The organism is Rhodococcus sp. HM1 (genome assembly GCF_023218075.1).
Classification (GTDB): Bacteria; Actinomycetota; Actinomycetes; order Mycobacteriales; family Mycobacteriaceae; genus Rhodococcus.
Window position 1 is genome coordinate 1 of the sequence record NZ_JALPTB010000051.1, and the last position, 13,530, is coordinate 13,530.

The following is a 13,530-nucleotide window of genomic DNA, read 5'->3' on the forward strand; positions in this document are numbered from 1 at the left end:
GGCCGGGGGTCCGGGGGCGGAGCCTCCGGGATCTGTAGAGGCGACGGGCGCCGACCCGGATTCGGGTCTCTGCGTCTGAACGCGGGCGGAGCGGGGGCCGGGATAGACCGAAGGCCCCGACCTGGGTCGGGGCCTTCAACGGTTGGCTCGGGCTCGGTCAGTCCTCGTCGGTGCTGTCGTTCTTGCTGCCGCGTGCCCGACGCCGGCGAACCTTCTCGACGTCGGGGAAGGGCTCGCCGCCGTTGTACTCCTGCTCGAGCTCGTTGGTGTACTTCGCGATCGCGGCCTCGATGAAGCTGTTGAGGCTGCCATGTGCGCCGGGGTAGACACCTCGCAGTCCCTTTTGGGCGTTGGTCGCGGCATCGATGACGGATTCGGCGAGGGTGAAGGTGCGCCGGACCAGGACGGGCTGCTGCACGACCTTCTTGGGTGCGGCGGCCGGTGCTGTGGTTTCCTCGTCGGGAGCCTCAGCGTCAAACATGCTGCGGATGTCGCTCATGACTTCTTCCTTTGTGTGATGGCGCTGGCGATGTCGTCGTAGTCGATGGTGTTTCGCCAGCCGTCCTTGACGTCGGCCAGAGATACTCCGTCTTCGACGGCCTTCTTGATCACCTCGGCGGTGCGCACCATGCCGAGGACGGGAATTCCGGCCTCGTCGAACTTGGCGGTCCACTTCTTGGCGAGCTGGGTGCCCGCTGACAATCGGTTGAGAATGGTTCCGCGTACCCAGAGGCCGGCATTCTGGCGTTTCTTGATCTTCTGGGCGAAGGCGGTCATCTTCTGCATAGCCAAGACGCTGAATTCGATCGGCTCGTTGACGACGATGAGCTGGTCGGATGCCACGAGTGCGGCCATCTCGAGGGCGTTCCTGGTGGGGGAGCAGTCGAGAAGGATGTAGTCGTAGCGATCGCGGATGGGCTGCAGGGCTTCACGCAGGACGAAGGGGCCGTCGATGGGATCGTCGGTGATGTACTTTTCCGCACTGGTGAGGTACGCATCATTGGTCGGGGCGGCGATGAGATCCACCCCAGGCCGCACCGCCTCGATGATCGCCTCGGCCGCGGGTTTTCTCGGCACCTCCGGGCGCATCTCGATGATGTGATCGGTGGTCACTGCTGCGTTGGTCCGGAGCTCGGGTCGCGACTTGGTGAGCGTGTGGCTGAGGTGCCCGGCGTTGTCCATGTCGACCAGGAGCACTTTCGCACCGGCGCGGGCGAGGGCTTCGCCGACGTTGAGGACGGTGGTGGTCTTACCCACTCCACCCTTCTCGTTGCCGATATAGATGACTGTCGCGCTCATGGCCTCCCTTTCTTGATGCGATATTACATCACTTCTGCTTCTCAACCCATGTTTTTCTGATGATTATTTGGTGCTCTTCTCGTGCGTGTTGGTTCCGGATGACTGTTGCACCTGCTCAGGTGCGGTTTCGTGTCCGGAGGGGTGGAATGGCGACGGCCAGGGCTCGATGCCCTGGCCGTCGGCCACCGCCGCCTGACGTGTGCAGGGTCGGTGGAGTGAGTCTGGTTGCGCTCGCGGGGTTTCCGGCCCCAGGAAGCTGGGTGTGTGCGGCGCTGTTGACATCCAACACCATCTGCGGCGGCGGCGTACAGGGGATCGCCGGAGTCTGGTCCGGGCTCGTGGTCGGGGCGAGAGGTCGGCGCGGCGCAGCCGCTCCTTTGGGTGATGTTCTCGGCCGGCCTCGGGGGTGTCGGCTCGTCGTGGGGTGGGCCGCTGCTCTGCGGTCGTCGCGGTCGGTAGGGTGGCCTCGGCCCGGACCGGGGCGCTAGGTCCGCCCCGGTCCGGGCCTTGTGACATCAATTGGAGTACAAGCCGATCAGCTGCCAGACGGTGCGGGCAGTCTCGCGGGGGAACTCGATGGTGATGGGCCAGTTCGCCTCCACGGTCAGTGTGGGTGCGTCCCTGGGGCACCGGTGAGGACTTCGACGTATGTCCCGTCGACTCCTTCGACGGCGGCGAAGCGCAGCCGGTCGTCTAGGTGAATGTCGGCGTCGATGCGGTCGTATCCTGCGATGCCTGCGGCGACTTCTTTCAGTGCGGTGCGGTGCGCTTCGGTAAAGGGCATCTGGACGCGCTCGCGGCGGGGTCTCGTGCGAACAGGGCCAGGCGCGGGGCGGTGCCGTCGCTGTATTCGATCGTGGTGGACATTGCGGTCTGTCTCCTTAAAGCGGTGGTGGTCAGCGGATTTCGCGGCACGTGCGGCATTCCCATCCGCGGGGGCGGAGGATGCAGGTCCGGCGTTCCTCGCAGAGCCAGCAGGTCTGGTTGGGCTTTTCTTCCTCGCCGCGCTTCTGTGCTGCGGTTCGTTCGCGTTTGACTGCAAGGCGGTTTCGGTCGGATGCGGGGTCGATGTCCTCGGGTGCGGTGGCGTATTCCGAGCATCATTCGGTAGGCGGCGGCGGTGTCTGCGTCGCGTTCTGCGAGGTCGGCGGCGGTGTAGCTCGGCGGCCGGTCGTGTTCCTGCAGCATGGGTCCGAAGATGGTGCGGCATGTGTCGCAGGGGGTGAGTTCGTCGGCGACGGGTTGTTTGCATCCGGGGATGATGCATTCGGCGAACAGTGATTCGGCGGTCATGGTGTCCTCGCGGCGAGTGGGGCCGGCGGCCGCGATCGGGTCGCGGCCGCCGGGGCGGGTTACTGGCCTGGGCGGATGGGGGTTTGGGCATCCTCGGCGCGGGCGTCGGTGATCTTGTCGTAGGGCAGTCGGTCGGTCCAGCTGTAGGCGGTGGCGACGGTGACGGACTTGGCGTTGACGCGGATTACCTTGTGCAAGGAGCCGGAGCAACTGACGAAGCATCCGGGGCGCAGATCGGCGCGGCTGTAGAGCTTGGGGCCGTCGGTGGCGTCCTGTTCGGCGCGTACTGCGGTCCAGTAGTCGATGTCGGCCTCGAGTTCGGCTTTGTTGAGCTCGAGTTGTTGCACGTGGCTGCTGGTGGCGGCGGTGTGTCCGGCCTGGTGGTATTCGGCCAGGCGGCGGTCGATGCTGCGGAGCTCGGCGCTCTGGCGTTCGATGCGGCGGTGGATCACTGCGGGGGTGTAGCGGTGATCGGTGCTGCGGGCAGCGATGCGTGCGGATTCGGCGGCGGACCGGGCGGCGGCGTCGGCTTCGATGGCGGCGCGGGCGGTGGAGTGGGCGCGGTCGAGTGCGCGACGGTGGCGCGCTTCGCTGTGGTGGCCCACTTTGATGGGTTCTCCACCTTCGGGCAGGGCGTTGCAGGCGCGGTGGTGGCGGGCGTGGGCGGCTTCGGCGTCGGCGGCCTTGCGGTCGGCCTTGGCTGCGAGGGCTTCGGCGCGGTCGGCCAATCGTGTGTCTCGGTCGCGGTGGGCGTCGGCGGCGGCGCGGAAGGTGGTGTCGATGTCGGTTTCGACCTCGAACCCGGCGGCGCGCAGGGCCTCGGCGGTGCGGTCGATGCGGGCGAGCTGGGGTGCGCGGTCGCGGCTGAACGGCAGGTACCAGGCGGTGATGCTGCGTCCCCACTTCCAGCCGGCGGCCTTGAGGATCGGGGCGGTGCCGTCGCCCTTGGCGGTGCCGTCGATGATCGTTCCGTCTGTGGGGGTGTGCGTGATGGTGAGCATGTGCGGTGTCCTGTCCCGGTCGGTGGTGGGGTGGGGAGCCGGGGCGGCTCCCCACCTGGTGTTTTCGTGCGGTCAGTACTCGGCGAGGTAGTAGGGCCAATCGGGGCCGGGAACTGGGATCCATCGGGTGATGGGGCGCCAGTAGGTGCTGGTCCTGTAGGCGGTTTCTTCGTGGTGGGGGCACATCACCCATTCGCCGTCGGTGTGGGTGGCTTCGGTGAGGCAGCCGTTGTAGTCGCAGTAGGGGTCGGGAAGCTTGAGCGTCGGCCGGGTTGTGTTGTTCATCGCGTGTTTCCCTGTGTCGTCGGTGGTCAGCTCAGACCGGCCTGGAAGGCTTCGCTGATTTCGTCTTCGGTCATGCCTGCGGCGCGGGCGGCGGCCTTGATCTCGCGGGACTCGGCGAGGAGTACCGAGATGTCCTTGCCGGTCGAGACGTTCTCGAGCAGGTCCTCGACGTCGCGGCCGAGGTCGAGGAGCTTGGAGGTGATCTCTTCTTTGTTCATGACTCAAGTTTACATCTGTTTTGATGCTTTTTCGATGTCTAGTTGCGTATTTTTTGATGATTTTATGGTGACTGTGGTCACACATTTTCGGGGTCTGACCTGCGATTTTGTGGGTGTCGCGGGGTGTCGCGAGGCGGTGGTGGGATCGGGTACCTCGGTCGGTCGGCGCGGCCTGGTGAACCGGGCGCGGGGGCCGCCGGGCAAGGGCGGGTTTTCCCTTGCGCGGTGGTCGGCGGGTCCGGTAGGGCCGTGGGTGGCGACCGGGCGGGGTGCACGCGGTCCAGCGGCGGGAAACCTTGGGAGGGAGGTCGGGGGTCCGGGGGCGGAGCCCCTGGGATCGGTGGACCGGATGCTCACGGCAGACGGGCCGGGCACGCTCCTGGCCAGGGTGAGGGGGCACCGTCCGCCGGCCGCGGGAGCCTACGTTTCCCGGCCCCGGTACCGAGGGGGCCATCATCCGACTGCCACACCGACCCCGAGTACACCGCTCGTCAACACCCGACACGACCCGACGGGGCGGATCGCCCCTGGGTAACACAGACGCTCACGTTTGGTCAGGAGGCAGCTTGCGTCCCTCGGGTGCGTTCACATGCCTTACGCCTCGCGGAAGGTGAGGTAGTTCGCACTGGTCAGAACGCAGATTCCGCGGACGCTTCTTTCGTTGAAGTATGTAGCTAGGCGATGATTTGTCGTTGTGTACGTCGTACACGGGCCCCTGGACTCCAAGGACGATCCAGCGCAGCAGCGCAGGAGGCAGCGCGTTCTCCACCTGTGCATACGCACGGTGGGCGCGAATGAGCCATCTTTCCAGGTCATTTCGATGGTGATCCTGATATCGCCAGCTGATCAGGACACGTAGTACGTCGTTGGCCGGGAGTCTGTCGATGCTGGTTTCATCCCACCCTTGCCCCAGATGATGCGGGTCGCTGACTTGTAGCGCTTCTTCGACAGCGCGAGTGTCCCGGTTCGGGATCGGGCGAAACCACAGTTTCCGTCCAGGCACCCCGCTTTGGGATGCAATGCTTCGCGCCAGTGTCGGCATCCAGCGCCAGTCATACGGGTTCGTTGCGGTGGTCTCGAAGATCTCCGCTTCGGCCATGCGGTGCACTGCCCTTGCCATCGATACGCGTTCGGACCGCGCCGTGACGACGGGTTCTAACCCACACATGTTGAGCGTGAACCACCGTGACGGATGCACATAGCCGTGAAATCTCTCGCGCTGCTTCCGAGCGATCGCATCCTGGATCTGCCGTTGGCGGACCCCCGGGCCTCGTGACATAGATGCAGGTTAACGCCACATTCTTTTTAAGTGTTGCATTTGTCCTCGTCGTTGGAGGTTCTGCTTGGGACAGTGAGGTTGGCCCGGAAAACAGGCACTGCCCCGCAGTCGCGGCCACGACTCGGGGCAGTTATCCGACCCTCGCTGGATGCTCCGCACGAGCACGTCTACGAAAGGGATCACCTATGAGCGTATGTCCCCCCGAAGTTCCCCGTCACCGAGATTCCCTTGTTCCTGGTCGATGGCATGCCTGGGCTGTTGCTGTTTCGGCCGCGGCGGCTGGCGTCGTCTCGACCTGGATGTTCGACTGGACCGTAGGGGTCGGCGTCACCAGTGGGGTGCTCAACGTGATGCATCAACTGGCTCGACTTCGACCTCACCCCCTTTCAGGGGAGGGGACCACCATCCGGAAGTAGGCCGAGGCTCAATCCGGGGGCACCACCTGGGATACGTGTAGCAACCTGCGAGGTGCCGTCCCGTTACCGCTGCTCAGCGCGCCGTTGGGGCTCATGGTGTTAACAGGAGAACACTTGCTGGACAGAACTTGCCGGTTGTTCTGCGGGGATGCTAACTTAGTTCACAACAGACCCCGCCAGGGCTAGAGCGAAAGCTTCCCCAAACCAGGCGGGGCTTTTCTTTTGCTAGCTTTTGGGGGTTATAGGCCAAAATGTGTGTACGGCTACCGGTGTGTCGGCTCGGTTCACCGGCGTGATCTGCCCGCCCAACCCTGTTGACGACCGTTTCCGTCCTCCCAGCTGAAGTCGGTGCCCATGGTCGGGCCGATCGGTTCGTCCTCGGTGGTGTCGCGTCGCGTCGTCCGGGACGGCGTGTGGTGCTCGGGCCGGACCAGAGTCCACAGATCGCGGGGCTCGGCGGTCAGACTGTTGAGTTTCCATTCCGCGGCCCGGCGAGCGTGCTCGACCGGCAGCCCACGGTGTGTGCGGAACAGGTCCTTGATCGCCTTGTTCGGGCCACCTTCGAGCGGTGAGGTGGTCCGCTGCAGTGGGTGTTCGTCGTCGGTCAGCTCCGGGGCGATCCAGGTGAACAGGTGGTTGCCGGCGATCAAGCGGCGGAACAGGCCACGGGTCTTGCGCAGGTCCCGGTGGGTGTACCACCACTGCTGGTCGTCCGAGACCCCGCTCGGGCGGGCCACATGTGCTTTCGCGTATGTGCGGTGACGCAGGAAACCGTCCCAGCGGGCCTCCCACGCCGCGTACGCCTGCAACCACAGCACGGCCTGGTCGATGCCCTGGACATTCATCAAAGCTCGCGTGAGAGTGAGGATTTCGCGGGCGGCTTCGAGTCGGGGTTTGAGGGTGTGATGGCGGCGCACGACCTGGAAGATGTGGAAGTAGCAGCGTTGGATGCGGGTGGTGGGCCACTGCTCGGCGATCGCGGCGTGCAGGCCGGTGCCGCCGTCGATGACGGCGACGGTCGGGGCGCGGTGGCGCTCGAGGATCTGCAGCCAGGCGATCTTCTTCTCGCGGTCGCACCATTGCCAGTCGATGACATGGTGGCCGTCGGTGGCGATGAGCAGGCACCAGGATTGGAAGTAGGTGCCGTCGAGGATCACCAGATCGGCCGGTGTCGGGGCCGGGGTCGGTGGTGGGATTTCGATGTTCCAGCACCAGGAGGTGTCGCGGCGGAAGGTGCGGGCGCTGGAGGCCACCTGGGTGGGTGTGTGGCCGTCGAGAAGCCATGCCCGGAATGCGTTCAGTTGTGCTTTGCGGGTGATGTCCGGACGTGACTGGGTCGTCGATGCGCCGCAGGTTTTGCAGCGCCAGCGGGTGCGGCCGGCTGTGGTGGTGCCGTTCTTGACCAACTTGGCTCCGCATACACCACAGAGCGGGGAATTCCGGGTAGCTGACACCGAACATGCTTTCAGAGCATGTTCGGGTCGCTATCATCCGAGGTCAGGGCTCAGAAATCGGGGGTTCTGTACACACATTCTGGCCATTAACCCGCAACCCTGATCAGATCGCACTGCTGAAAGAGCGCGGTCTCGCGGGTGTAAGCGTCGATCCAGGGTCTGATGAGTACCGCCAGCTGATGCACTGGCTGATGAACAATGGCTACTATCGCTTGTCCGGTTATTGGCGCTACCACCAGAAGGATCCTCGCAACGGGGAGAACTGGTTTATCGCTGGATCGGTCGCGGAAGTTCAGGCAGCCTACGACTTCGATGCCGGCCTTCGTTCGTATCTGAGCGAGGGGCTTGCCGTACTGGAGGTCACCTTCAGATCGCGGCTTGCCTACTATGTGGCGACCGTCCTTGGGCCCCTCGCCTACCTCGAAGAAGACACCTACGGCGACCGTAAAGACAAGGACGGGAGCGTTCTGCGTGACAAGCTACTTGACGACATCGACCGCCAACTGGCGGATTCGAAGGAACGATTCATTCAGCACCACGTAAGAGCCGGAGAACCGATTCCGATCTGGGCGGCGATGGAAGCGGTGTCGTTCGGGACCGTCTCGAAGTTGTACTCGCTTCTTGCCGATGCCAAAATTCGTGCAGATGTGGCAAAGACCTTTGGTATCTCGAGCTACGCCACGATGAGGTCGATCGTTCGATCCTTTGTCACGCTGCGGAACACCTGCGCCCATCACGGGCGGATATGGAACCGTGTACCGGACATCCCTTGTCCCGTCTTGAATCCCCTGAAAGCGAAGGGCGATTCCAGCATCTACACCCAAACCCCATGGGGATGGATTGTGATGCTCTGTCACCTGGTTGACCAGATTCAGAAAAACGATCGGTTCTCACAGGATTTGTACGGCTTCCTCGACCAGCATCCCGAGCTGGTGGTCGGGCTCAAGTACCCGAAGAACCATTAGATCTGCAGCGGGCAGGCATCGGCGTGGAGGCGTGTCTCCTCGTCCATGCCCCACCAATGGCAGATTCGTCCCACCACCCTCGAATCGGACCGACCACCGTAGCCGTTGCCACCACGAACTGGGCAAATGTCCCGATCCATAGGGGAATTTAGTGCCGGTCGATCCAGATCTGCGAGACGATCTGTTCATGTCGGCGGCAGCGGAGCCTGATGACATTGCGTCGTGGGTAGAGCGGCTCAGTAGAAAAGCGGAATGTGGCGAGCTGCTCGATCTCGCAGAAGGATTTGTCTTTGGTTCGGACGCCCGGGACCCGGACCGGGCCGAAGGCTGGGGAACGGACAGGCAGATACCCGCTGCCGCGCTCCGCGCAGTGCTTATCAACCGTGACTTGGTAGTCGATCCCCGCGGGCTACGGATCAACGGTGCCCGTATCACCGGGCCAGTCGATCTCAAGCACGTGCAGTTCGACCGCCCTCTCCACCTCACGACATGCCGCATCGACCATTACATCGTCCTGACCGACTCGACATTGAAGGAACTGGACCTCACCGGTTCTCGCCTCACCACTCTCAGCCTCGACCGCGCGACCGTCACCGGCGGCCTGCTCGCCGACCGCCTCATCGCCGAAGGCACGGTCCGCGCCGCCGGTGCGAACATCGGCGAGATCCAGCTGAATGGGGCCACCCTCACCAACCCCAAGGGCAACGCCCTCATCCTCGACGGCGCGACCGTCACCGGCGGCCTGCTCGCCGACCGCCTCATCGCCGAAGGCACGGTCCGCGCCGTCGGTGCGAACATCGGCGCGGGCAGTCTCCGCGGCACCAGACTCACCAACCCCGACGGCCACGCCCTCCACCTCGACGGCGCGACCGTCACCAACGGCCTGTGTGCCGACCGCCTCATCGCCGAAGGCACGGTCCGCGCCGCCGGTGCGAACATCGGCGAGATCCAGCTGAGCGGCGCCACCCTCACCAACCCCGACGGCCACGCCCTCCACCTCGACGGCGCGACCATCGCCGGCGGCCTGTTCGCCGACCGCCTCATCGCCGAAGGCACGGTCCGCGCCGCCGGTGCGAACATCGGCGAGATCCAGCTGAATGGGGCCACCCTCACCAACCCCAAGGGCAACGCCCTCATCCTCGACGGGGCAACTGTCACCGGCACCTTGTACGCCAACACCGAACGCACCGAGACCGGCAGAATCAGCACCGAGTTCATCGCCACCGGCAAGATCATCGCCGAGGCCGCGATGATCGGTCTGCTCGATCTCACCGGTGCCATACTTGTCAACCACGGCGGCACTGTCCTGGATCTTGAGCGCGCCTCTCTTTCAGGCGGCTTGTACGCCCGGGGCGACGAGGGCGGCAGCTCCTTCTACGCCACCGGACAAATCAGCGCCCGGAATGCGACCATCGGTCTCCTCGATCTCACCAGTGCCAGACTCCTCCACGGGGACAGTGACGGGCAGAATCTTGATCTCGAGTCGAGCACCATCACCACGCTGAAGCTGAGGCCGGATCGAGTTGACGGAACACTCAATCTGACCCGCACCACCATCACCGACCTACGAACCCCGGAGAAAACTCCGCCTCAAGGGCGATTGGTTGCCACGGGCTGGCAGGTTGCCGACGTGCATGGCCTGATACGCAGCAGTCCCCGGGCCGCGACACGATGGCTGGGGTCCTCGCTTCCCGGACGGGAGACATGCCCCAAGAACGCCGATGCACAAGGGGAACAGCGCTTTCGGCGAGACGGGTTCACTGCCCAGCCATGGCATGCACTGGCGGCCGTCTATGACCGCAATGGCCAACCCGCAGACGCACGACGGCTTCGGTTCACCGCTGCCAACAAAACCACTACACATGTCCCCTGGTACTCGAAACCGCTTCGCTGGATCTATCTGGTGGTCGCCGGGCACGGCTACTACCCACTCTTGGCGGCACTATGGCTCGTCGGGGTACTTGCTCTCGGATTCCTCATTGTCGAGAACAATCTCGAACACTTCATTCCGGCCGACATGACCGCCGCGGCCGAAGCGGCCACCACGCATGCCGACGAAAACCAGGCGCTTGCACCAGATCCGATCACCGCAGCGGACTCGTGCATGCTCTATCCCGACTATCCATGCTTCAACTCGTTCAACTACGCCCTCGCCGGCGTCGTTCCCCCTGCGACCGGAGCGTTGAAAGCCGACTGGACAATCAGCTCAACTGCACCTGCCGTCCTGGCCTTCGGGCTTCCCGGACTACGGATCCTCGCCTGGATCTTCACCGCGATCCTTCTTGCCGGCGTCACCGGCCTGCTCCGAAAGACATAGAGATAGTCATCTTCTCAAGAAAGCTCGCCGTTATGCGGTGATCTCTGCTCGGGCGCGGCGGAGGGTGGCGTACATCGCGGAACGCGACAGTCCGCTGATCTCGCAGAGCCGGGCGATGGGGTACTCGCCGGATTCGTAGTTGGCGAGCAGACGTTTTGCGCTGTAAGGCGGAAGGCCTCGGCTGCTTGCCTTTGAGTCGGCCGGCCTTCGCATCGGCGATGACTTCGGCCTGACATCTTGCTGTCTTCGCAGGCGTAAATGCTGGTCAGGGCAGGTTGGAGAACCCGTACTTCATATTGCGTCGCATGTTGATCTACGTCGCACAGTACCTAGTCGGGATCTTTGGAGTATGGGAGGCAGTCAAGACAACAGTCCGGATTCTTAGCACCCCACCGGGTAGTGACGATGAGAGGCACGGATCGGACAGCTCCGAGCTGTGATCATCGCACGCATCCGTTCTTGAGCTGTGATTTTCCTTCCCTTCTGGCGCGTGCTCGGGACTCGTGACTGAGCCCGAGCACGCGCCTAGTCGGGGATCGAGGCCATCTTCGCAGGTCAGCATTCCTCCACGGCTGGCCGGATGAGTTTCAGGCGCGAACGGGCTGCGCTTCCTCTCGAACTCGCCGCAAGGTTGCGTACATCGCGGAACGCGAGAGTCCGCTGATCTCACAGAGCTGGGCGGCGGTGTAATTGCCGGATTCGTAGTCGGCGAGCAGGCGTTTGCGCTGCAAAGCCGACAGCTTGGGTTGCTTGCCTTTGAGTCGGCCGGCCTTCTTCGCTTCGGCCATGCCTTCGCGGGTGCGGGCACGGATGAGGTCGGATTCGAACTCGGCCATCAGCGACAACATGCCGAAGAAGAGCTTTCCGGTGGGATCGGTCGGGTCGTGGACGGAGCCGCCGATACTCAATCGGGTGCCCCTGGCCTCGAGTTCGTCGGCAATGGCCCGGAGGTCGACGGCGGAGCGGCCGAGGCGATCGAGTTTGGCGACGACGAGGGTGTCGCCTTCACGACAGGCGGCGAGAGCTTCGCGTAGACCGGGCCGTTGTCGATTGCGTCCGGTGTAGCCCTTGTCGGTGTAGATCCGGTCCTCGGGAACTCCGAGGCGTTTGAGGGCTGAGCGCTGCGCTCGCAGATCTTGGCCCGCGGTGCTGCATCGGGCATAGCCGATCAGGATTCCGTCCATGAGACGACCGTAGTGCTGTTTGTGTCGGCTATACGAGACCGACATGCAGGACGGGTAAACAGGACGGTTGGACGGCCGTCTTCCCCAGGACACGATCGAGTGCCGGACCGTTTCGCGGTGTGCTGTTTGAGGATCGCCATCAGTAATGAAAACCATTCCCAATAACTGTTACGTAAACGGGGGTGCGCGTGACATAGATTCGGACACGAGTTTCTTTACAATTTTGACCTGGGCGGACTCAAATCGTGTGAAAGTGTCCGAAAACCATCGTTTCCATTACGCTCATTTTCATGAAGATCGGACTCGCCCGCGTCTCGACTCGGGACCAGCATCCCCACGCTCAGGAAGACGCGCTCCGCGCCGCCGGGTGCGACGAGGTGTTCATCGACCACGCCTCGGGTGTCCTCGCGAAGCGGCCGGGTCTGGACAAGGCACTGCTGATGGCGCGCGCCGGCGATCAGATCGTGGTCACCAAACTCGACCGCCTCGGCCGGTCGCTGACGAACCTGATCGACCTGTCGAAGACCCTGCAAGAACGCGGCGTGGACCTCATCGTCCTAGACCAGGGCGTGGACACCTCCACCGCGGTCGGACGCATGTTCTTCTCCATCCTCGGCGCGATCGCCGAGTTCGAGCACGCCCTGATGTCCGAGCGAACAGCCGAAGGTCTCGCAGCGGCCCGTGCCCGCGGCCGCACTGGCGGGCGGAAGCCGAAACTCGGTGCACGGCAGATAGCGATGGCGCGGGCGATGTACGACGAAACCGGCGACGACGGCAAACGTAAGTACACCGTCGCGCAGATCGCCGCCGAATTCGGCGTCACCCGCCCCACCATCTATCGTCATCTACCCGCGAAGACATAGACGGTCATCTTCTACCAGGTCAGCCCGACACCGGAACATCGTGCCTCGCCTACTAGATGAGCCCCACGGATCGGGAAGGATGGAGCCGGAATGCCGACGAGAGATGCCGTGTACTCCACAGACGGCCGTCGAATTCTGTCGCTCGAGGATTTTTTCTCCGCTGTGGGTGGAGCAGTGTCGGGGCCAGGCGGATATTTCGGCCGCAACCTGGATGCATTCGCTGACTGTCTGACCGGCGGATATGTCACACCCGCTGACGGGAAGTTTCGCTTCATCTGGCAGCACAGCAGCGAGCCACGCTCAGCCCTTGGGTACGCAGAGACCGTTCGCCAGCTTGAGGTCCGGTTCGAGCACTGCCATCCCGACAACAAGGCGAGGGTGCGCGGAGAGCTGGACCGCGCGATTGCCGCCGAGGATCCGACAGCGTTCGACTGGCTCGTGGATATCTTCGGATTCCGCAACGTCGAACTCGAATTTCAGTAGGAGAACGGCCCTCCTTAGGTATCCGTCTTTCAATTCGGTCGCCTTGCAGGACTGCAATCACGAGGGGATCGACTATAGAGGTACGACCCCGAAATTTATTCGTGACCAGGTAATCCATGATTGGATCAGTTACCGACTGCGCGAATAAACAGATGTGCACGCACGCCATCACTGGTCAACAAAAGGGTCACTGTGTCAATAACTCCATAGAGAGGATGCTGCGTTACAAGCATATGCTTGGTGCAAGAGAATCCAACAGAGCCCCAGCCTGGAGAGGCAAGAATCGGATCCTCACAAAGAACTGGTCGCATTGGTGGGAATTCTGGATTCTTGCTATTTAGTGACGCAGCATCCTCAAATGCAATTGCTGGCCCGTCATAACGTCCGGAGTATGAGGGCCTTCCTTGAAACGTCCCGTACTCCGTCATCTGACCGAACGAGAAGGCATCCGGGATCGTTACCGACCGCCGTTG

The 13,530-nt window shown here is 63.3% G+C and carries 12 protein-coding genes; 4 read left to right on the forward strand and 8 right to left on the reverse strand.

The window, feature by feature from the left end; translation table 11 throughout:
- Positions 1 to 157 precede the first annotated feature (157 nt).
- From M1M07_RS22790 to M1M07_RS22820, 7 genes are all read right to left on the reverse strand, one after another.
- On the reverse strand, positions 158 to 499 hold the full coding sequence (locus tag M1M07_RS22790; protein ID WP_248675608.1) for a hypothetical protein: 342 nt from the start codon (positions 497 to 499) through the stop codon (positions 158 to 160).
- Positions 496 to 1,299 carry a ParA family protein gene (locus M1M07_RS22795; protein WP_248675609.1) on the reverse strand — a complete coding sequence of 268 codons (804 nt, stop codon included), beginning with the start codon at positions 1,297 to 1,299 and terminating at the stop codon, positions 496 to 498. The genes M1M07_RS22790 and M1M07_RS22795 overlap by 4 nt, the downstream gene beginning before the upstream one ends.
- 750 nt (positions 1,300 to 2,049) lie before the next feature.
- Complete coding sequence (locus tag M1M07_RS22800; protein ID WP_248675610.1) at positions 2,050 to 2,592, reverse strand: hypothetical protein; 543 nt, start codon at positions 2,590 to 2,592, stop codon at positions 2,050 to 2,052.
- Between the two features lie 59 nt (positions 2,593 to 2,651).
- On the reverse strand, positions 2,652 to 3,593 hold the full coding sequence (locus M1M07_RS22805) for a DUF3560 domain-containing protein (protein ID WP_248675611.1): 942 nt from the start codon (positions 3,591 to 3,593) through the stop codon (positions 2,652 to 2,654).
- A 72-nt stretch (positions 3,594 to 3,665) separates the two neighbouring features.
- Positions 3,666 to 3,878 (reverse strand): hypothetical protein, encoded by a 213-nt coding sequence (locus M1M07_RS22810; protein WP_248675612.1) that lies wholly within the window; start codon positions 3,876 to 3,878, stop codon positions 3,666 to 3,668.
- Positions 3,879 to 3,904: 26 nt separating this feature from the next.
- Positions 3,905 to 4,096, reverse strand: a complete 192-nt coding sequence (locus tag M1M07_RS22815; protein ID WP_248675613.1) for a hypothetical protein — start codon at positions 4,094 to 4,096, stop codon at positions 3,905 to 3,907.
- Between the two features lie 1,979 nt (positions 4,097 to 6,075).
- Positions 6,076 to 7,245: an IS1249 family transposase gene (locus M1M07_RS22820; RefSeq protein WP_248675614.1), complete on the reverse strand. Its 1,170-nt coding sequence runs from the start codon at positions 7,243 to 7,245 to the stop codon at positions 6,076 to 6,078.
- A gap of 5 nt (positions 7,246 to 7,250) precedes the next feature.
- Between M1M07_RS22820 and M1M07_RS22825 the strand changes: the two genes are divergently transcribed.
- Together M1M07_RS22825 and M1M07_RS22830 are read left to right on the forward strand one after the other, a co-directional pair.
- Entirely contained in the window at positions 7,251 to 8,210 is a 960-nt protein-coding gene (locus tag M1M07_RS22825; protein WP_248675615.1) for an Abi family protein, read from the forward strand.
- Positions 8,211 to 8,361: 151 nt separating this feature from the next.
- A complete protein-coding gene (locus tag M1M07_RS22830) occupies positions 8,362 to 10,527 on the forward strand; it encodes a hypothetical protein (protein WP_248675616.1) in 2,166 nt (721 codons plus the stop codon).
- Between the two features lie 587 nt (positions 10,528 to 11,114).
- Here M1M07_RS22830 and M1M07_RS22835 read toward each other — a convergent pair.
- Positions 11,115 to 11,711, reverse strand: a complete 597-nt coding sequence (locus tag M1M07_RS22835) for a recombinase family protein (RefSeq protein WP_248675617.1) — start codon at positions 11,709 to 11,711, stop codon at positions 11,115 to 11,117.
- 290 nt (positions 11,712 to 12,001) lie between these two features.
- On the opposite strand from M1M07_RS22835, the gene M1M07_RS22840 reads away from it, so the two are divergent.
- Entirely contained in the window at positions 12,002 to 12,574 is a 573-nt protein-coding gene (locus M1M07_RS22840) for a recombinase family protein (protein ID WP_248675618.1), read from the forward strand.
- Between the two features lie 90 nt (positions 12,575 to 12,664).
- Positions 12,665 to 13,057, forward strand: a complete 393-nt coding sequence (locus tag M1M07_RS22845) for a barstar family protein (protein WP_248675619.1) — start codon at positions 12,665 to 12,667, stop codon at positions 13,055 to 13,057.
- Positions 13,058 to 13,530 lie beyond the last annotated feature (473 nt).